Here is a 20464-nt window from a genome sequence, read left to right as displayed (position 1 = left end):
GTAACCAAAACATGACAGAGCGCGATGTGTGGACACTTGTGCGGTCGCTCGACTAGGCGTTCGCCAAACAACCAAAAATCAGGGAACGTTGGAGGAGCGGGAATCGGCCATGGCGGGACACGGCGGCCGCAGAGGCGGAGCAGGCCCATGGGGGGAGCGCTGCGTGACGGTGTGCGGGACGGCGCGCCCGGGCGGCGCCCGCATCGTGCTTCGCATGCGGGTGCCGTCCTGCCGACCGACGTCATCAATCTGCGGTCGCTGCGACGGCGCGGGGTTTCCTGCTCAGGTCAGGGCGCGCAGATGGTCACGCAGCCCCATGCCGAAAGCGGTCGGGGTGCCGTCGTAGTTGGTGATCAGTGAGGGGCCCGAGGAGCAGTCCCAGGTGTTCCATGTCCAGCCCAGGTAGGACGACCCATGGGCGTCGAGCCACTGCATGACGCGGTCGATGTAGCCGTGGCCGCAGGTGTTCTCGCCGATCTCGCCCGCCACGAGGGGTACGTGGGCGGCGACCGGCGCGAGGGTGGAGTCCCAGCAGGTCGTGCTGGAGCAGGTGTTGAAGTTGTAGCTGTGCCAGGCCGCGGCGAGGTTGCCGGCCGGATCCGTGGGTGCGTGCTGCAGCCACTGACTCAGGTCGTTGGAGTAGGCGATTCCGGGGACCAGGACGAGGTTGGTCGCGCCCGTGCCGCGGACCGCGTCCACCAGGTCCTGCATGCCGGCGACCTCGTAGCCGATGCCGGGGCAGGTGCCGCCGTCGCGCCAGCAGGCCCACGCCTGGTCGGTGGTGGAGGTGGCGCGGTCCGGGTAGGGCTCGTTGAACAGGTCGAAGGCGACGGCCGGATCCGCCTTGAAGGTGTTGGCGACCGAGGACCAGAAGGCGGGCGTGTACTGGGCGTCGGGCATCGGCTTCTGGCAGGTGGCGTGGATGTCGGAGCAGCCGGAGGAGTTGCCGGTGTACTGGCCGTGGGTCCAGTGCAGTTCGACGAGCGGGGTGATGCCGTGGGCTTCGAGGCGGGCGACGAAGCCCTTGACGGCGCTGATGTAGGCGGCTCCGCCATAGGCCGGGTTGATGTTGTCCAGGCCCAGCCAGCACTCCTCGTTGAGCGGGATGCGGACGGTGTTGGCGCCCCAGGACGCGATCGCGGCGACCGCCGCGTCGTCGACCGGACCGTCGAAGAACCCGTAGCCCTGGACGCACATGAACTCACCGCCCGAGCGGTTGACGCCGAGCAGGCGGCGGGTGGCGCCGTTCTGGTCGACGAGCTTGTTGCCCGACACGTGCAGCGTGGGCGGCGCACTCGGCGGGGTGGTGGGGGGCGGGGACGTGGTGGGGGAGGGGGACGGGCTCGGGTCGGCGTCCTGGTTGCAGGCGACGCCGTTGAGCTTGAAGGCGGTGGGGGCGGGGTTGGTCCGGGACCAGGAGGCGAGGAACCCTGCCGTGACGCCGGCGCCGGCGGCCAGCGAGCCGTTCCAGCTCTCGTTGGAGGCGGTGACGGAGGTGCCGGACTGGGACCACTTGGCGTTCCAGCCCTGGGTCACCTTCTGGTTGCCGGTGAAGTCGAAGGTCAGCGCCCAACTGCTGAGCGCCGGGCCGGTGTTGGTGATGGTGACGGACCCCTGAAAGCCGCTGTCCCACTGGTTGGTGGCCGCGTACTGCACCGTGCACAGGGGCGTTGCTCCGGAGGCGGAGACGAGCGGGACCAGGGCCGTGCCCGTGAGGACGAGGGCGGCTCCGGCCAGCAGGATCGGCAGGCGCGGGGGTGGTGGCACGAGCGGCTCCTTGAAGTCACAACCACCCTGCTGCGGTGGTTGATTGACGGAATCGCTCCCACTGGTGACGTCAGAATGTAGCGGCGCGGAGCAGAAGGCACCAGGGCCGGCGTTCAATTCATCAATCGAATCAGTTCGACGCGATGGTCTTGTAATTTTCCTTGACAGCAATTGCGCATCACTCGAATCATGGGAGCGCTCCCACTGGTGCAAGGCTTGCCCTCTCCACCCCCCCCCACGTCTCCGAGCCGCCTAGGAGGGATCGACGGCCATGCGCGCGTTGTCAAGAAATAGAGTCATGTGGCGATTACTGACGGCGTTCTCCGTAGCGCTCGCCCTGCCGGCGGCCCTGACCGTCGCCGAAGCCGGTCCCGCGCGGGCCGCCGCCGTGCAGTGCGGCGTCGACTACACCGCCAATGACTGGGGCAGCGGCTTCACCGCCAATGTCACGATCACCAACCGCGGCTCGGCCGCCATCGACGGCTGGACCCTGACGTACGCGTACACGGGCAACCAGCAGCTGTCCAACGGCTGGAGCGCCGCCTGGACGCAGTCCGGCAAGGCCGTCACCGCCAAGAACGCCGACTGGAACAAGACCATCGCCGCGGGCGCCGCAGTGAGCGCGGGCGCCAACTTCAGCTACAGCGGCACCAACGCCGCCCCGACCGCATTCACCGTCAACGGCACCCTCTGTGCCGGGGCCCATCAGCCGCCCGTCACCGTGCTGACCAGCCCGGCCCCTGGAGCGGTCTTCACCGCAGGCGCCACCGTGCCGCTGGCGGCCACCGCCGCGGCCGCCGACGGCGCCACCGTCAGCAAGATCGAGTTCTACAGCGACACCACCCTGCTCGGCACGGACACCACCGCCCCCTACACCTTCGACGCCACGGGTCTCGCGGCGGGCGCCTACTCGCTGTATGCCAAGGCGTACGACAGCCAGGGTGCCTCGGGCGAGTCGACGCCGGTCGGCATCACGGTCGCCACCGGCGCCGCACTGCTCGCCACCCCGTCCCAACTCTCCATCCAGCAGACGAAGTCGGGCTCCTTCGGGGTGAAGCTCTCCGCCGCGCCGTCCGCCAACGTCACCGCCACCGTGGCTCGCACGGCCGGCAACACCGGACTGTCCGTCACCTCCGGCGCGAGCCTGACATTCACCCCGGCGAACTGGGCCACCGCCCAGCAGGTCACCGTCGCCGCCGACGCCTCGGGCACCGGAGCGGCCACCTTCACCGTGACCGCGCCGGGCCTCACCCAGGCCCAGGTGACCGTCACGGAACTGGCGGCCGGCCAGGTCTACGACGCGCGCTTCCTCGACCTCTACGGGAAGATCAACGACCCGTCGAGCGGCTACTTCTCGCCCGAGGGCATCCCGTACCACTCGGTCGAGACCCTGATCGTCGAGGCCCCTGACCAGGGCCACGAGACGACCTCGGAGGCGTACAGCTATCTGATCTGGCTGCAGGCCATGTACGGCAAGATCACTGGCGACTGGTCGAAGTTCAACGGCGCGTGGGACCTCATGGAGAAGTACATGATCCCCACCCATGCCGACCAGCCGACCAACTCCTTCTACAACGCGTCCAAACCGGCCACCTACGCACCCGAGTGGGACCTGCCCTCGCAGTACCCCGCGGCGCTCGACACCTCGATCGCCGCCGGCTCCGACCCGATCGCCGCCGAGCTGAAGAGCGCGTACGGCACGGACGACATCTACGGCATGCACTGGCTGCAGGACGTCGACAACGTCTACGGGTACGGCAACGCGCCCGGCAAGTGCACGGCGGGACCCGCCGACACCGGCCCCTCGTACATCAACACCTTCCAGCGCGGCCCGCAGGAATCGGTCTGGGAGACCGTCCCCCAGCCGACCTGCGACGACTTCCAGTACGGCGGCAAGAACGGCTATCTGGACCTGTTCACCAAGGACGCCTCGTACGCCAAGCAGTGGAAGTTCACCGACGCACCCGACGCCGACGCCCGTGCGGTGCAGGCCGCGTACTGGGCGGATGTGTGGGCCAAGGAACAGGGCAAGGGCGCCGCGGTGTCGACCGCCGTCGGCAAGGCCGCCAAGATGGGCGACTACCTGCGGTACGCCATGTACGACAAGTACTTCAAGAAGGTCGGCAACTGCGTGGGGCCGGCGACCTGCCCGGCCGGCACCGGCAAGAACAGCTCGGAGTACCTGCTGTCCTGGTACTACGCCTGGGGCGGTGCCGCCGACACCTCCGCCGGCTGGGCGTGGCGCATCGGTTCCGGCCATGCGCACGGCGGCTACCAGAACCCGATGGCGGCCTTCGCGCTGAGCCAGTACGCCGACCTCAAGCCCAAGTCGGCGACCGGACAGTCCGACTGGGCCACCAGCCTGGACCGGCAGTTGGAGTTCTACCGGTGGCTGCAGTCCAACGAGGGAGCCATCGCGGGCGGCGCGACCAACAGCTGGCAGGGCCGGTATGCCACCCCGCCCGCCGGGACGCCGACGTTCTACGGCATGTTCTACGACGAGCAGCCGGTCTACCACGACCCGCCGTCCAACCAGTGGTTCGGTTTCCAGGCCTGGTCGATGGAGCGGGTCGCCGAGTACTACCACGAGAGCGGCAGCGCCGCGGCGAAGGCGGTGCTCGACAAGTGGGTGGCCTGGGCGCTGTCGAAGACCACCATCAATCCTGACGGCACCTACCTGATCCCCGCCACCCTGCACTGGTCCGGCGCCCCCGACACCTGGAACTCCGCCAGCCCCGGCGCCAATGCGAGCCTGCACGTCACCGTCGCCGACTACACCAACGACGTCGGAGTCGCCGCCGCGTACGCGAAGACCCTGTCGTACTACGCGGCCAAGTCCGGTGACACACAGGCGAAGACGGTGGCCAAGGCGCTGCTGGACGGCATGTGGGACCACGACCGGGACGCGATCGGCATCGCGGTCCCCGAGACCCGCACCGACTACAGCCGCTTCAACGACCCGGTGTATGTGCCGAGCGGCTGGACCGGCACCATGCCCAACGGAGACGCGATCAACTCCTCGTCGACGTTCTCCTCCCTGCGATCGTTCTACAAGAACGACCCGGCCTGGCCGAAGATCGAGGCCTATCTGGCCGGCGGCGCGGCCCCGTCCTTCACCTATCACCGCTTCTGGGCCCAGGCGGACATCGCCTTGGCCATGGGCTCGTACGCGGAGCTCTTCGAATGACCCTCTGCGGCTAGCCCCGCAGCACCGAGCGTTCCGCGTCCTCGCGGCCGGACGGCAGCCCTCAGCCGGGCTCCGTCCGGCCGCTGCGTTTCCCGGGGCAGCAGTCCCCGTGTCAGTAGAGGGGTTCTCGGCGGTCAGGGGCGGGCTGCGGCGTAGAGGATGTCGCGCAGGCCGGGCAGTGTCTCCTGGTCCTGTCGCCAGATGAGCCGCAGGCTGAGGTCCGGGAGTGGGAGGTCGAGTTGGATCAGGGTGCCGGAGCGGATGCTGTCGGCGACTGCGAACTGGGGGAGCAGGGAGATTCCGAGCCCGTGTTCGGCCCATGCGCGCATCACGGGGACGCCTCCGGCTTTGATCCGGGTGATACGGGTGCCGAGGATCCTGTTCCCAGCCATCCAGAAGGAGCACTCCGGGACGTTGACCAGGAGCTGTTCGTCTTGGAGGTCGCTGGGAGTCAAAGCGGTTCGATTGGCGAGAGGATGGGTTGGTGCGGCCACCAGTGCGAGGGGAACGGGGTCGAGGTCGATGAAGGTGAGCGGTTCGGTGGGTGCGTCGAAGCCGAGTCCGCCGATGTCGTTGCCGGAGTCCAGTAGCAGGGCCGCTTCGAGTCGCCCTGCGGTCACGTCGGCAAGGAGTGCGCCACGGGCGCGTTCGGAGTGGATCTCGACGTCAACGTCGGGTCGGCGTTCGGCGAGCCGAGTGAGGACGTGGGGTACGTGTGAGGCGGCCAGAGTCTCCAGCGCGCCGAGCCGCAGTGGTTGTCGCAGACCTTGGACGTCGCGGGTGGCCTGCTCGGCCTGATCGAGCAGGGATCGCGCCCACCCCTGCAGCCGTTGCCCGGCGGGGGTGAGATCCATGCCCTTGGGGCCGCGCACGAACAGGGTCACGCCGAGGGCTGCTTCGAATGTCCGGATCTGCTGGGACACGGATGAGGGGGCGAGATCGAGCGCGACTGCGGCATCGGTCACGGTCCGATGCCGGACGACGGCCTGGAAGGTCCTGAGTTGACGTAGCTCCACGCGTTGACGAACCACGCCGGGCGTTCGGAAATTCCGAACGCGGCGTGCGGTCGGGGCGGTGGAGCCGCAGATGTTCCGAAACACACAGTGGGTCGCGTCATCCCACCTTCGTCTTCGGAACGGACCTCAGACATGACCCTGCTGAAACCATCTGCGCCTGTGTCGGCGAGCCCCCGTCCAGGCCGGGGACGTGCCCGCGCGCTCGCCGGCATCTCGCTGGGCTACTTCATGGTGCTTCTGGACATGACGGTACTGTCGGTCGCCGAGCCCGATCTCGCGTCGTCCCTGCACACCTCATTGGCCGGGCTGCAATGGGCGACCACCGGCTACACCGTCGCTTTTGCCGCGCTGTTGCTGTCGGCGGGAGCGGCGGCGGACCGCTTCGGTGCCGAGCGGCTCTTCCGGACCGGGATCGCGGTCTTCACGTTCGTGTCGCTGCTGAGCGCCTTCGCTCCGCAGCTGTGGGTCCTGGTCCTCCTGCGCGCAATTCTGGGAGTTGCCGCAGCGGCGTGCGTGCCCGCCTCGATGGCGATGATCGCCCAGCTCTACCCGGGGCCCGCGGCGCGGGCACGCGCGGTTTCGGTGTGGGCCGCGATCAGTGGTGCGGCGGTCGCGGCCGGTCCGGTTGCCGGCGGCGCCTTGGTCGGCGCGGCCGGATGGCGGTCGGTGTTCCTGATCAACGTGCCGATCGGGCTGGGGGTGTTGGCGTTGATGTTGGGCCGGGCGGTGGTGTGTCGGCGCAGTGAGCGGCGGATCGACTGGCCCGCGCAGTTGGCGGCCGCCGCGGTGCTGGCCTTGTTCACGGACACCCTGATTGCTGCCGGCTCGAATGCATGGGTCCACGCGGCGGGGTCGCTGGTGGCGCTCGGCGTGGTGGTGTTGGTGTTCCGGGGTCTGGAGCGTCGCAGTCAGGCGCCGGTACTGAACCGGGTGCTGTTGCGGTCCGGCCGGGTGCGGGCCGCTCTGGTGGCTGCCGCGGCGGTGAACTTCGCGCTGGCCGGTGGCCTGTTCGTGCTGCCCCTGCTGTTGCAGCAGGATTGGCACCTGAGCCCACTGCGGAGCGGACTGTGTTTCCTGCCGCTGACGGTTCCGTTCGCCGTCAATCCGCCCTTCACGGGCAGGATCGTGGCACGGGTGGGGCCTGGCCGTCCCATCCTTGCCGGTCTGGCGCTGCTGGTCGGCGGAAGTGCTGTGTTGGCCGCCGTGGTGTTCACGGACGGGAACTATCCCTGGCTGGCGGTGGGTCTGCTGATGACGGGCTTCGGCGTCTCGTTTGCTTTGCCGGCTCTGGTTGCCGCGATGGTGGGCATCGCGCCGGCGGGGACGGCCGGTGCGGTGGGCGGCCTGCTCAATGCCGTACGCCAGGTCGGAGCCACGCTCGGCGTTGTCGTCATGGGCGCGGCCCTCGCCGCGGGTACCGGATGGGCCCTGCTGCTGTCGGCCGCGGTCTGCGCCGCCGCATGGCTGGCGTTCGCCTTCGGGCTGCGTCAGGAGACAACCGGATGACGCCGGGTCCAGGACCCCGGGTCACCTGCTATGCCCGAGTGGGCCGGGCACGGCTGGTAGAGATCCGCGACAACGTGGCACCACGCAGCGAGGAGGCCGAACCCGAGTGGGCGGCTCGGCGAACGCGACGGACTGTATGTCAGCCTTGCGAATGTGAGTCGCTACCGGGTTCGGGGTATCTGTGGGACGGGTCGGTTCACAAGGTTGCCACCGGGTTCGGGGCGTCTGTCGGGATTGGTTCGACGACTTCCCAGCGTTCGGCGATCAAGCCGTCCTGCAGGCGGAAGATGTCGGCCACCGCGATGTCGAGGTCACTTCCGGGCAGCCATCGCCGGGAGAACATCGTTACATAGTCGCCTTCTGCCACGAGGCGGCGGATGTCGATCCGAATCTGGGTGAGGGGCAGTTTCCGTGCTGCGGCGATCCACTCCGCTTTTGTGGTGGTCCGGAAAGGTAGCCCGTGATCTGTGTAGTCGTCGCGTAGGAGCGGTGCGACGGCCTCGAGGTCGCCCTTGCCGTACAGCTCGAGGCAGGTGAGGACCAGGTCCTTGTAGTCAGTGCTCATGTCCCCGAGTGTGGTGGGGTGGTCCAGGGCTGTCGATGAACTCGCAGTTCATGGACTGTGATCGGAGGGTGCGGCTAGGGTCGGCGCTGTGGAGACGGTGGGCGGGCTGTTGCGTCAGTGGCGGCACAGCCGGCGGCTGAGCCAGCTCGATCTGGCGCTGGCGGCGGGTGTTTCGCCGCGGTACGTCAGTCTCATCGAGACAAGCCGGTCCCGGCCGAGCGCGGAGATGGTCCTGCGGCTCGCGGTTCAGCTTCAGGTGCCGCTGCGGCAGCACAATCGTCTGCTGGTGGCGGCTGGGTTCGCGCCGCGGTATCGCGAGCGGCCGCTTGACGATCCGGACATGTCGGCTGTTCGGGACGCGGTGGCCAAGGTGCTGCAGGCGCACGAGCCCTATCCGGCGTTGGTCGTGGATCGGCGGTGGAACATCCTGATGACCAACGCACCGGTCGGGCACTTCCTCGCCGACGTCGATCCCGATCTGCTGGTCGCCCCGCTGAACATGGTGCGGCTGGGGCTTGATCCGCGAGGTCTGGCATCCCGGATCGTGAACCTGGCGGAAGTTCGCTCGTTCTTTCGTGGCCGCTTGTCGCGCCAGGTCGCCCAGACCGGTGACCCGGTGGTCGGCGCCCTGTATGACGAGTTCTTCGGGGGATGCGAGCCGGACGTGTCTGTTCCTGGGTTGGAGTCGGAGGTGACGATTCCGATGATCTTTCGGTTCGGTGGAGGCGAGGTGAGGTTGTTCTCGACCATCACGACGTTCGGGACCCCTCAGGACGTCACGCTCGACGAGATCTCGATCGAGTCCTACTACCCGGCGGACGCCGACAGCGCCGCCGTCCTGCGCAGCCTCGGCCGTCCGCCGCGGTCCGGGCACGACCCCGGGCAGTAGGTTCGGCCGCCGGTCCCTGTCGGGTCGGAACGCGTCCTACGGATTCGCGCGATCGCATGACGATCATGTGTGGTCGGCGGCCGCCGTCGGCAGGCCCTGCCGGGCGGCCAGTCGGTCGAGCAGGCCGCAGGCCACGGCCTGACCGGCTTCGTCTTCGACTGTTGGTGATCTCCGTTCCGACCACGCCGCCGGCCTGCGATCTCCAACTCGCTGTGTGGAACATGGTCCTTGTCTGCGGGTCACTTCACCGAGCCGGCCATCACCCCCTGAACGAAGTGACGTTGGAAGGCGAAGAAGACAATCAGGGGAACGATCAGCGAGAGGAACGCCCCCGGCGCCAGGACGTCGATATTGGAGCCGAACTGCCGCATCTGCGACTGCAGCGCGACGGTGAGGGGCTGTGAACCGCTGTCGGCGAAGATCAGTGCGACGAGCATGTCGTTCCACACCCACAGGAACTGGAAGATGCTCAGACTCGCGATCGCCGGCTTGGCCACCGGGAGGATCAGCCGCCGGAAGATCAGCCATTCGGAGCCGCCGTCCATCCTCGCGGCCTCCAGCATCTCCCGCGGGATGTCGGCGAAGTAGTTCCGCAGCAGGAAGATCGCGAACGGCAGCCCGTAGGCGACGTGGAACAGGATGACGCCGGTGAGCGACCCGAAGATGCCGAGGGCGCCGAAGAGCTTGGCCACCGGGAGCAGCCCGATCTGCACCGGCACCACGAGCATGGCCACGACCAGCAGGAAGATCACGTCGCGTCCGGGGAACTCCAGCCAGGCGAAGGCGTATCCGGCCAGGGACGCGAGGACGACGACGGCCACCGTGGTGGGCACGGAGATCAGTACCGTGTTCCAGAAGGCATGGGTGATTCCGCTGTCCGCCAGGATCGAGCTGTAGTTGGAGAACCCCAGGCCGCCCGGGTGGGCCAGCGCCGTCCACCAGCCGGTGGTGGCGTTGTCGGTGGAGGGTCGCAGCGAGGAGATGAAGAGGCCGAACGTGGGCACCAGCCAGACCAGGGCGACGACCACCAGGAGGGTCTGGACCAACCCCTTGCCCAGCCAGGCGGTGAGCCGGGAGGTCAGCCGGACGGGGCGGCGGGCCGCCGGGGGCGCCGCGGTCGTTCGCGGCGCGGCTTCGACGGGTGCGGTGTACTGGGTCGTCATGTCTGGCTCCTGCGGAAGCGACGGATGTTGAGGACCATGGCGGGTACCACCAGGAGCAGCAGCACGACCCCGATGGCGCTCCCCAGCCCCTGGTTGTTTCCGCCGCCGAAGGAGACGAGCCACATCTGCAGCGCCAGCACGTTCGCGTCCTGCTGGACCGGCCCGGGGGCGATGATGTAGACGAGGTCGAAGACCTTCATCACATTGATCAGTAGCGTCACGAAGACCACGGTCAGTACCGGGCCGAGCAGCGGCACGGTGATCCGGCGGAAGATCTGCCACTCGCCGGCGCCGTCGATGCGGGCGGCCTCCAGGACCTCGCGGGGGAGCGAGGAGAGCCCGGCGCCGATGAGGACCATGGCGAATCCGGTCCAGATCCAGAGGTAGGCACCGATGATGGCGGGGGTGATCAGTGCCGGTCCCAGCCAGGCCACGCCCCCGTAGGGTGCGGCGAAGTTCCCCGCAGGGAGCCGCACGGTGTAGGAGCCGTCGGGCACCGCGGCGAAGCGGAAGGTTCCGTCGGGACCGGTCGCTGCTTTCCCGACCACCTGCTGGTCTCGGACCAGCTCCACCGTCATCTGCGGCAGTCCGCGTTCGCGGGCGTCGACCGCGTTGGGCTTGCCGCCGCCCCCGGGGACGAAGTCCAGGTAGACGGTGCCGGTGACCGCCCCCGCCGCGGCCGGGGCGGTCACCGCCTGGGCGGCTGTGGCGGGGAGGGATCCCGGCTTGAGGCCGACCAGCCCGAGGGTGAGCGACTCGCCGGGTCGCACCGGTCGCACGGTGCGGTATCCGCCGTCCTTCTGTGTTTCCAGCACCTGGGAACCGCGGGTGCGGGCACCGGGGTACGGGGAGGCATCGGTGAAGGCGTCGTGGGCGCCGACGGCTATGGCGTTGAGCACACCGCGCTGCGGGTCCTGTTCGTAGACGAGTCGGAAGGTGATCCCGGCGGCGAGAAAGGAGATCGCCATCGGCATGAAGATCAGGACCTTGAACGCGGTGGCCCAGCGGATCTTCTCGGTCAGCACCGCCAGCATCAGGCCGAGGCTGGTGAGCAGGGCCGGGGCGACCGCGATCCAGATCGCGGTGTTGCGGATCGCCTTGATCGTTGCTGGGTCACCGAACATCTCGGTGTAGTTGTCGAGGCCGGCGAAGTGCTCGCCCGAGGCGTCGAACAGGGAACGCACGACGGCGAAAACGATCGGGTAGCCGACGAGCGCGCCCAGCAACAGCAGGGCCGGGAGGGCGAAGACCACGGCGTTGATCTTGCGGCGGCGTACCGACCGCTGGCGGGCGGTGCGGCCGCCCCTGGCCGCACCGGCCGGCCGGCCCCGGTGGTTCGTGACGGACATGTCGGCCGCCCTCAGCCCTTGTAGGCTTTGAGCGCGGCCGTCTCGAGGGCCTGGGCGGTGTTCTTCGGGGACGACGGGTCACGCAGGAAGTCCTGCAGGATCTTCCATTCGCCCGAACCCTGGGTGCCGCCGAAGGCCGCCGGGGCCTGGTCGGACATGTCGAAGCGGACGGTTTCGCCCGCGTCGACCAGGGACTTGGCGGTCTGTCGCGTGGTGTCGTCGGTGTAGTTGGCGATGTCCAGCTTCTGGTTGGGGGACAGGAACCCGCCCGCCTTCGCCCACACGGCCGCCGCCTCGGGGGTGGCCAGGTACTCGATGAACTTCATCGCGGCTTCCGGGTTCTTGCCCGCCTTCAACGCCACCGCGGCGTCACCACCGCCGACCACCGGCGCGGTACCGCCCTTCACGGCGGGGAACGGGAAGAACTTGGCGTCCTCACCGACCTTCTTGTGCAGATCACCGGAGATGAGACCGCTGACGAAGTCGCCCTCGTAGACCATCCCCGCCTTCGGCTGCTTGCCGAACACCTGCTCCACCGACTCGGGGAAGTCGGTCTCCAAAGCACCCTTACGGCCACCGGAGATCAGTTGGTCCTTACCGAACAGGCCGGCCAGGGTGGTCAGCGCCTTGACCACGGTGGGATCAGTCCACGGGATCTTGTGCTGCGCCAACTTGTCGTAGTTCTCCGGGCCCGCCTGTGAGAGGTAGATGTTCTCGAACCAGTCGGTCAGCGGCCATCCGGCCTCACCGGCGACCGAGAAGCCGGGGAGCCCGGAGTCGGTGACGGCCGAAGCAGTCGTGATCATCTCCTCGTAGCTCTTGGGCACCGCGGCTCCGGCGTCCGCGAGGGCCTTGGGGCTGTACCAGACCGTCGACTTGTTGGACGCCTTGAAGTACAGCCCGTAGAAGGCGGAGTCGACGGTGCCGTAGTCCTGCCACACCTTCGCGAAGTTCGCGGCTGCGGCTGTGCGGGCGGCGGGGGACAGGGGACGCAGCCAGCCCTTGCGGGCGAACTGCTGGACCACGCCGACCTGCGGGACCATGACGACGTCGGGCGCGTTGCCACCCTCGATCTTGCTGCCGACGACGGTGGAGACATTGTCGCCGGTGGAGATGAAGGAGGTCTTGGCGCCGGTCTTCGCCGAGAAGGCGTCCAGCACCTTCTTGAAGTTCTGCTGCTCCACACCGGTCCACACCGCCGCCACGGTGACGGACTGGCCCTTGAGTTCCTGCTTGCTGTCCTGCGCGGCGGTCTTGTCCTGGCCGCCTCCGCAGGCGGTGGCCGTCATGGTGAGGCCGAGTACCACTGCTGTCGCTGCCACGATGCGCTTCATTGCCGTAGATCCTTTCGTCGGTTCCGCCCGCGGAACCGGGGGCGATGGTGGTGGGGTTGTTCGGCCGGGCGGTCGGCTGGTGCCGGCCGGGGCCCGGCGGACGGGGGGCCGGTTCAGGACGCGGGCAGGTCGCAGACCCACCAGGCGGCGGTGTTGCCCGGCAGCATTCCCGCGGGGCAGGGGGCGCTGGCCAGCAGCGGCAGCCCGGGAACGGGGGCGGGTACCGACTCTTCGCCGAAGTTGACGGCGCAGACCATGCCGTCGCCCCGGACGAAGGCCAGTACCTGTGGTGGTGACTCCAGCCAGCGCAGGCTGCCTTCGCCGAGCTGGGGAAGCTGTTCGCGCAGGTTCAGGCCGTCGCGGTACAGGTGCCAGAACGAGCCGGTGTCACTGAGGGCGCGGTCGGTGGTGTGATCGGCGAACCAGGCGGGCTGCGGCAGCCAGGGCTGCACGGTGGAGCCGGGCGCGGTGAACCCGAACGGCGAGGCGTGTCCGGACCACGGCAGCGGGACCCGGCAGCCGTCACGGACGTAGCGGCGGCTGCCGGTCCTGCGGAAGATGGGGTCGGTCAGCGCGTCGTCGGGCAGGTCGAGAACCTCGGGCAGGCCGAGTTCCTCGCCCTGGTAGATGTACGCGGCCCCGGGCAGCGCCAGCATCAGCAGCGCCGCGGCCCTCGCACGGGTGGCCCCGACCCCGCCGCTGTCGGCGTCGTAGCGGGTGACGGTCCGGACCTGGTCGTGGTTGTTGAGGACCCAGGTGACGGTGGAGCCGGTTCCGGCGATGTCACGCAGCGCCTCGACGATGGTCCCGCGGAAGGCGGAGGCGTTCCACGGGGCGCTGAGCAGGTGGAAGAAGAACGCCTGGTGCAGTTCGTCGGGGCGCACGTACAGGGCCTGATCCGCGGCGGTGGGTACGGAGACCTCGCCCACGAGCAGGCGGTCCTGTCCGTCGCGTGCGGTGTAGGACTCGCAGAGTGCTCGCCAGCGGCGCCACACGTCGTGCACCTCGGGCTGGTTCCAGGCCAGCGGGTTCACCGAGTCGCGGGTGCGTTCGTCGGCTTCCGGGTCGGGGGAGTCCGGCAGCTCGGGATGGCGGAACAGCCCGGCGGCGACATCGATGCGGAAGCCGTCGACACCCCGGTCGAGCCAGAACCTCAGCACCTCCTCGAAGTGGTCCCCGACGCCCGGGTCACGCCAGTTGAGGTCGGGCTGCTCAGGGGTGAACAGGTGCAGGTACCACTGGCCCGGGCTGCCGTCCGCCTCCTGGATGCGTGACCAGGCAGGACCGCCGAACATCGCGCGCCAGTTGTTCGGCGGCAGTTCCCCGTGCTCGCCCCGGCCGTCGGCGAAGTGGAAACGGGACCGGCTCGGGCCGCCGGGGCCGCCGGCGAGCGCCTCGCGGAACCAGGGATGGGCGCTGGAGCAGTGGTTGGGGACGATGTCGATGACCACCTTCAGCCCCAGCCGGTGGGCGTCGGCGACCAGCCGGTCGAACTCGACGAGGTCGCCGAAGAGCGGGTCTACGGCGCGGTAGTCCGCGACGTCGTAGCCGTGGTCGTGCTGGGGGGAGGGGTAGAAGGGGCTGAGCCAGATGCCGTCCACCCCGAGCTTGCGCACATAGGGCAGTCCCACCCGGACCCCCGCAAGGTCGCCGACGCCGTCCCCGGTGCTGTCGAGGAAACTGCGGATGTAGACCTGGTAAACCACGGCGTCGCGCCACCACGGGCGCTGCCCGTCGGCCGGCCGGGCCGCCTGTGTGCGGCCTGCGGGGTTCTCGACTGGGACTGCGAGCATCCCGTCACCATCCTGAATCTGACGCGCGACCGGCCGTCGTTGGAGTTGGAACTGTGAGATCCGATCGGTGCACCGGGACCGGCCCGCGGCACGGCGGGCAGGGGGCAGCGGCGCACACGGTGCGATCGGTGGGGGTGGGGTGGGGCGCGCACCGCCAACGGCAGGCGCCCCCTGTGATGCATGCATGTTAAGTAGGAGAGTCGGGGAGGTGTCAACGCTCTCGCGCCACCTGGCTGCCGTGTAGGCAGCATTCATCCCGAAATGTGCGGTAAATTTGATCGAGTCGCCCCGCAGAGATACCTAACAAGTAACTAGGAGGGAGGCGAATCGGGAAGCGGACTCAGCCGCCCCGTACGACGTCCTGGAGCTCCCGCTGCAGCCGGGCCAGCGCCTGCTCGGGCGTCTGCCGCAGCGCCAACGCGTCATAGGTCACCGCGGCGACCACCAGGCTCACCTGCTCGTACCGCGCGCTCTTGGGGCGCGACCTGGCGGTGCGGACACTCTCCTTGAGGACCGGCAGGTACGGGTAGCGCCGGATCAGAGCCGGATCCGAGTACAGCGATGCCCACACCGGCGGCAACCCGCCGTCGGTCAGGACCTGGCGCTGCACGTTCTCACTGGACAGGTAGGCCATCAGCTCGGCCGCCGACCGCTGATGCCGCGAGTGCGCGTTGACGGCCAGGTTGGAGCCGCCCAGCACGCCGCTGCCGGGCCCGTCCGGGCCGGGCAGCGGGACAACGCCGAACTTCCCCGCCACCGCGGAGCCACCGGCCGAGGCGAGGTTGTACACGTAGGGCCAGTTCCGCAGGAACAGCAGCTTGCCGTCCTGGAACGCCTGCCGCGACTCCTCCTCCTTGAAGGTCAGCGCCTCCCGGGGAATCCAGCCGTCGCGTACGCCGCGGGCCAAGAACCCCAGGCCGTCCAGCGCGGCGGGGGAGTTCACGGTCGCCTGACGGCCGTCACCGTCCAGGATCGACCCGCCCGCCGACTGCACCGCCTCGGCCACGTTCACCGTCAGCCCCTCGTACGGCAGGAACTGTCCCGCGTAGCCGCCGATCCGGTACTTGGCGGCGAGGGCGGAGGCCTCTTTCTCCAGCTCGGCCCAGGTGCGCGGCGGGCGCAGGCCCTCCCGGTCGAGGATGTCCTTGCGGTAGTAGAGCAACCCCGCGTTGGTCACGTACGGCATGGCGTACAGCTGGCCGCGGAAGGTGGCGGTGTCCGCGACGGAGGGCAGCAGCCGGTTCAAAGGCAGACCGCGCCCGTCCACGGGGGCGATCCAGTGGTTCCCGGCGAACTCGGAGGTCCAGGCCACATCGATGTTCAGGACGTCGAAGCGGCTGCTGCCCGATCGCAGGCTGTCCGCCATCTGCGCGTGGACCTCGTCCGCCGCCTCGGGCAGCTCGACCAGCTTCACCGGCTCGTCGGGGTGGGTCCGGTTCCAGCCGTCCAGCACCGGCTGCAGATAGCCGGTGAGGTCCCGGCCGGTGACCAGGGTCATCGGTCCCCTGCCGTCGGAGGCACCCGGCGGTGCGGCATCCGCTCCGGCCCCCGCACCGGCGTAACCTGCCATCACCAGGGCGCCCACGAGCAGTCCTCTGCCCATGATTCGCGCCCAGCGCATCGGTCCCTCCGCTCCTCGCTCCGCCCGCGACATGTTCCGCATGGCCGAGGCGTCATGTATACCTGCTGAGCATGCGCGATACTAGGGGCCGCGGTCAGCTGCCCGTCCGGGCACGGCCAATACCCCTAACAAGCAGGTAGCCGGGGAGGAGGCTCAAACCACCGTGCGTCTTCCGCTGCTCGCCCTGCTCGCCGCGGGCCCCGCTCATGGGTACGAACTGAAACAAGGCCTGGAGAAGCTCTTCGGAGCGGCGTACCCTCAGCCCAACATCGGTCAGATCTATGTGACCCTGGGCCGGCTGGAACGGGCCGGCCTGATCGCGGGCGAGGACATCGTCCAGCCGGACCGCCCCAACAAACGCATCTACGAACTGACCGAGGCGGGCCGCGAGAGCGTCGACGCCTGGTTCGAAGAGCCGTCCCCCACCCCCCGGGCACGGGACGACTTCTTCATGAAGCTCGCCCTGGCCCCCCGGACCGGCAGGGCGGACCAGGTCACGCTGATCAACAAGCAGCGCCGCCACTACCTGAACCTCATGCGGGCCCTGTCCAAGCTGGCCGCAGGGGAGGACCAGGACAACCGCATCGCACAACTGCTGATCGAGGGCGCGTCCCTGCACCTTCAGGCCGACCTCGACTGGTTGGAGCGCTGCCAGGAGGAACTCGAATGACACGAACCGAGCCGGCCACCGCTCCCGCGCCGCACCTGCTGAGCGTGACGGGCCTGACCAAGACCCACTCCACCGACGGCGCCCAGGTACGGGCCGTACGCGGCGTGGACCTGAACGTGGCACGGGGCGAGTTCGTTGCCGTCACCGGGACATCGGGGGCCGGGAAATCCACCCTGCTGCACCTCCTCGGGGGCCTGGAACGCCCCGACAGCGGGCGCATAACCCTCGACGGACGCCGCGTCGACCATCTGAGCGAAGCACGCTGGGCCGTACTGCGCCGCCGCCGGATCGGCATCGTCTTCCAGTTCTTCAACCTCGTCTCCACCCTCACCGTCGCGGACAACATCGAACTGCCCGCCCTCCTCGCGGGCCGCACCCCCCGCCAGGCGCGGGCGTCCCGGGAAGAACTCGTCGGCCGGCTCGGACTGAGCGGCAAGGAGAACAGCCTGCCCGGTGACCTCGCCGGCGGCGAGCAGCAGCGGGTGGCCCTGGCCAGGGCCCTGGTCAACGAACCGGATCTGCTCCTGGCCGACGAGCCCACCGGCTCCCTTGACGGCAAAGGCACCCGGGAGGTGATCAGGCTGCTCACCGAGCTCCATCAGCAGGGCCAGACCATCGTCCTGGTCACCCACGACGCCAGGGTGGCCAGTGCGGCCGACCGCGTCATCAGCTTCTACGACGGCCGGATCACCGACGACACCACCCTCGACACCACCGACCAGCACCGGGCAGCCGCCGCCGACATCGTGAAACTGACGGGCTGACCAGATGCGCGCCATCTCCCGCTGGGCACTCGCCGACCTGCGCACACACCGCGGCCAGGCCCTGTCCATCGTCCTCGCCACCGCCGGGATCACCATGGCCCTGCTGCTCTCCGCGGCGCTGCTGCAGTACGCAGTCAGCCCCTGGCAGCGGCTGTTCACCGAGACCCAAGGCAGCCACGTGTGGCTGCGCACCACCCCCGGCACCGACACCGCGCCACTGAGCGGGCTGGACGGAGTCCAGGCGCTGTCCGGCCCGTTCCGCACCGATTCCGTGACTGTCCGGCTCGGCGCCGAGACGGCCGCGCTCGACCTGCGCGCCACCGGACCCCACCTGCCGGACGTCGCACGGCCCAAGATGGCCGCCGGACGCTGGCTGGACGGCGCCGGAAGCGACGGGATCGTACTGGAACAGTCGGTGGCCGCCGCCTTGTGGGCGCAGCCCGGCGACACCCTGCGGATCGAAACCGGCGGCGCGGGCACCCGCACCCTGCGCGTGGTCGGAACGGCCCGGACCGCCGAACGGCGCTACTCCCGCGGCGACGTCCCCGGCGTGGGCTGGGCCGCGCCCGAACTGGTCGATGCACTGGCGTCCGCGCAGATGCGCCCCGGACAGACCGTTGGACTGCGGCTCGCCGACCCGGGGGACACGGACTTCGTGGTGCAGCGCGCGGTCGCCGCGGTGGGCCCCGAGCATGTGCTCTCCGTCTCCACCTGGCGCGACGCCCGCTCCGCCGCCGAAGGCGACAACCGGCTGCTCGGGTTGCTGCTGCGAATCTTCGGGCTCGGTGCGCTGCTGGCCGCCGCGGTGGCGGTGACCGGAGGGGTCAGCACCCGCGTGCTCGCCCACGTCCGGGACATCTCGGTCCTCAAGGCGGTGGGCTTCACCCCCGGACAGATCGCCGGAATGTTCTTCGCGCAACACGCCGTCCTCGCGGTGCTGGGCGCCGCCGTCGGGACAGCCGCCGTTCAGATCGTCGGCACCGCCGTGCCCGGCCCGATCGGCCAGGCGGTAACGCTCTGGCAGGCTCTGCCCGGACAGAGCTGGTCCCTGGTGTACACCTGCGCGGCCATCGTCTCCGCCATCGCCGCAGCCACGATGTTCGCCGCCTGGCGCGCTGCCCGGATCCCGCCGATACCCGCCGCCCGGACCACCGCCCCGGGCCGGCGCCGATCCGCACACAGGGTGCGGATCGCGTTCCGGTTCAAGACACCCCCGTCGCTCGTACTCGGATGGCGCGGAGCGGTGCACCGCCCGGGGCGCTTCGCGGCGTCCGTGGCCCGGCTCGCGCTGCCCATCGTCATGATCACCGTGGCCCTCTCCACCGCCGCAACCCTGGACCGCTTCCAGCATCCCCCCGATCAGGCCGGACTCGTGGCACAGCTGACGGCCCGCGAGGACAGCGCGCCCTCGACCGGGTTGGAAACGAGACTGGGAAAGCTGCCCGGCGTCACCGACGTGTACCCGGCGACCGAAGTCGCCGCGCTCGTCCCCGGGCAGACCCGCACCATCACGCTGCGCGGGCTCGGCACCGCCGGCCACCCCTACCCCTTCACCGCGGCGCAGGGCCGGGCCGCGACGACACCGGACGAGGCGATGGCCGGTCAGGGGCTCCTCGACGCCATGGACGTCCGGGTCGGCGATTGGGTCCGGATCACCGTGGCCGGGACACCGCACATCCTGCACATCGTGGGACGCAGCATCGAAACCGAACACAACGGGATGATCATCTCCACCTCCCTGGACACCCTCCAGGAAGACCAGGGCACGCTGCGCCCGCAGTTCTACCACCTGACGCTACGGCCAGGGGCCGACCCGGCCGCGGTGTCCCGCGCCCTGCCCCAGGCCTCGGACGGCCGACTGGAGATCCGCACGACGGCCGGCCCCGCCGACGAGCTGTCCCCGATCCGCGGTGTGATCGCCGGGCTCGTCGCCGTACTGGCGCTGATCGGCCTGGTGGACCTGTCCACCTCGATCACCACCGCCGTACGGGACCACACTCGGGATCTGCGGGCTCTGCGCGCCATCGGGCTGACTCCCCGCCAGACGGTCGCGGTCATCCAGGTCAGCGCCGCGGTCATCGCCTTCGCGGCGGCGCTGACCGGCACCGTCGTCGGTGTCCTCACCGCCCACTGGCTGATCGACCTGCAAGGCCGCACCAGCGGCATCGGCGCAGGCATAGCGCAGACACCCGCCGTGGCCACACTGTTCCTGTCCGGAGGAGCGGTGGTCACCGCCGCCGTCGCCATCGCCACGCTGCCCGCACTGCGCGTGGTCCGCGGCCGCGGGGCGGACCAGGGGATCACCATCTACTGACCCGTCGGAAGTCCGCGGCCGACCGCTTGGTGGCATGCGGGTGGTGGCGGTACCGCCGTTGCGACGACTCAGCGCGCGAGGTGGTCGTGCAGATGGTTGTCGGTGCTGCTGTGCTGCAGCACGGTAGTTGGCACGTCAGCAGGATCGTTGTCATCGGGAGCGTCGGCAGGATCTAGGGTGACCGGGTTGAGCGACGATCCCGTGATGATGCGTCCAGCGGTCGAGGACGACCTGTTGGTGCTCGGAGGGTTTCTCACAGATCCGGAGCGCGAGTCCGCCCTGCACGCGAACGGGGCGGCGTACGCCGACGTGGTGTCGGTGTACGCCGCCCCGGGGTGGGACGAGGTGCGGGTGGCAGCCCGCGCACTTACTTCGGGTCGCGGTTGAATTTCGACGTGGACCAGAAGTAGCCGAGGACTGTGAGGCCGAGCGACCAGGTGATGGTGAGCCATCCGTTGTTGCCGATTTCGCTGCCGAGGAGCAGGCCGCGGAGGGTTTCGATGGCGGGGGTGAAGGGTTGGTATTC

15 protein-coding genes and 1 pseudogene are annotated in these 20464 nt (G+C 69.4%); 7 read left to right on the top strand and 9 right to left on the bottom strand.

Going from position 1 to position 20464, the window contains the following annotated elements:
- Positions 1-282 precede the first annotated feature (282 nt).
- Positions 283-1767: a cellulase family glycosylhydrolase gene (locus AC07DC_RS00080; RefSeq protein ID WP_478910301.1), complete on the bottom strand. Its 1485-nt coding sequence runs from the start codon at positions 1765-1767 to the stop codon at positions 283-285.
- Between the two features lie 298 nt (positions 1768-2065).
- On the opposite strand from AC07DC_RS00080, the gene AC07DC_RS00075 reads away from it, so the two are divergent.
- Complete coding sequence (locus AC07DC_RS00075; RefSeq protein WP_478910299.1) at positions 2066-4954, top strand: glycoside hydrolase family 48 protein; 2889 nt, start codon at positions 2066-2068, stop codon at positions 4952-4954.
- Positions 4955-5088: 134 nt separating this feature from the next.
- Here AC07DC_RS00075 and AC07DC_RS00070 read toward each other — a convergent pair whose 3' ends face one another.
- Entirely contained in the window at positions 5089-5970 is an 882-nt protein-coding gene (locus AC07DC_RS00070; protein ID WP_478910297.1) for a LysR family transcriptional regulator, read from the bottom strand.
- A gap of 132 nt (positions 5971-6102) precedes the next feature.
- Here AC07DC_RS00070 and AC07DC_RS00065 point away from each other — a divergent pair, with 132 nt between their 5' ends.
- Positions 6103-7476, top strand: coding sequence for an MFS transporter (locus tag AC07DC_RS00065; protein ID WP_478910295.1), 1374 nt, complete (start codon positions 6103-6105; stop codon positions 7474-7476).
- A gap of 196 nt (positions 7477-7672) precedes the next feature.
- Here AC07DC_RS00065 and AC07DC_RS00060 read toward each other — a convergent pair whose 3' ends face one another.
- The gene (locus AC07DC_RS00060; protein WP_478910294.1) at positions 7673-8041 is read right to left on the bottom strand and encodes a nuclear transport factor 2 family protein; all 369 of its coding nucleotides are present in this window, start codon (positions 8039-8041) and stop codon (positions 7673-7675) included.
- Between the two features lie 88 nt (positions 8042-8129).
- Between AC07DC_RS00060 and AC07DC_RS00055 the strand changes: the two genes are divergently transcribed.
- Positions 8130-8930, top strand: a complete 801-nt coding sequence (locus AC07DC_RS00055; protein WP_478910292.1) for a helix-turn-helix domain-containing protein — start codon at positions 8130-8132, stop codon at positions 8928-8930.
- A gap of 239 nt (positions 8931-9169) precedes the next feature.
- On the opposite strand, the gene AC07DC_RS00050 is transcribed toward AC07DC_RS00055, so the two are convergent.
- From AC07DC_RS00050 to AC07DC_RS00030, 5 genes are all read right to left on the bottom strand, one after another.
- A complete protein-coding gene (locus AC07DC_RS00050) occupies positions 9170-10093 on the bottom strand; it encodes a carbohydrate ABC transporter permease (protein WP_478910290.1) in 924 nt (307 codons plus the stop codon).
- Complete coding sequence (locus AC07DC_RS00045) at positions 10090-11442, bottom strand: ABC transporter permease subunit (RefSeq protein WP_478910289.1); 1353 nt, start codon at positions 11440-11442, stop codon at positions 10090-10092. The genes AC07DC_RS00050 and AC07DC_RS00045 overlap by 4 nt, the downstream gene beginning before the upstream one ends.
- Positions 11443-11453: 11 nt before the next feature.
- Positions 11454-12776 carry an ABC transporter substrate-binding protein gene (locus tag AC07DC_RS00040; protein WP_478910287.1) on the bottom strand — a complete coding sequence of 441 codons (1323 nt, stop codon included), beginning with the start codon at positions 12774-12776 and terminating at the stop codon, positions 11454-11456.
- A gap of 113 nt (positions 12777-12889) precedes the next feature.
- Entirely contained in the window at positions 12890-14569 is a 1680-nt protein-coding gene (locus tag AC07DC_RS00035) for a glycoside hydrolase family 13 protein (RefSeq protein ID WP_478910285.1), read from the bottom strand.
- 340 nt (positions 14570-14909) lie between these two features.
- Positions 14910-16190, bottom strand: a complete 1281-nt coding sequence (locus AC07DC_RS00030; protein WP_478910283.1) for an ABC transporter substrate-binding protein — start codon at positions 16188-16190, stop codon at positions 14910-14912.
- 163 nt (positions 16191-16353) lie between these two features.
- On the opposite strand from AC07DC_RS00030, the gene AC07DC_RS00025 reads away from it, so the two are divergent.
- The 4 genes from AC07DC_RS00025 to AC07DC_RS00010 all read left to right on the top strand — a co-directional run bounded on the left by AC07DC_RS00025 (position 16354) and on the right by AC07DC_RS00010 (position 20325).
- Entirely contained in the window at positions 16354-16860 is a 507-nt protein-coding gene (locus AC07DC_RS00025) for a PadR family transcriptional regulator (protein WP_478910281.1), read from the top strand.
- Positions 16857-17624 carry an ABC transporter ATP-binding protein gene (locus AC07DC_RS00020; protein WP_478910279.1) on the top strand — a complete coding sequence of 256 codons (768 nt, stop codon included), beginning with the start codon at positions 16857-16859 and terminating at the stop codon, positions 17622-17624. The genes AC07DC_RS00025 and AC07DC_RS00020 overlap by 4 nt, the downstream gene beginning before the upstream one ends.
- Before the next feature lie 4 nt (positions 17625-17628).
- Entirely contained in the window at positions 17629-19938 is a 2310-nt protein-coding gene (locus tag AC07DC_RS00015) for an ABC transporter permease (protein ID WP_478910278.1), read from the top strand.
- A gap of 186 nt (positions 19939-20124) precedes the next feature.
- Positions 20125-20325, top strand: coding sequence for a hypothetical protein (locus AC07DC_RS00010; protein WP_478910277.1), 201 nt, complete (start codon positions 20125-20127; stop codon positions 20323-20325).
- Here the strand turns inward: AC07DC_RS00010 and AC07DC_RS00005 are convergent.
- Positions 20306-20464 (bottom strand): annotated as a pseudogene (locus AC07DC_RS00005) (ABC transporter permease); the annotation flags it as partial. The gene AC07DC_RS00010 and the pseudogene AC07DC_RS00005 sit on opposite strands and share 20 nt — an antisense overlap.

This window comes from Streptomyces sp. NPDC045021, assembly GCF_056432645.1.
The sequence above is the reverse complement of the archived record's forward strand: the minus strand, read 5'-3'. Positions and strand labels throughout refer to the sequence as shown.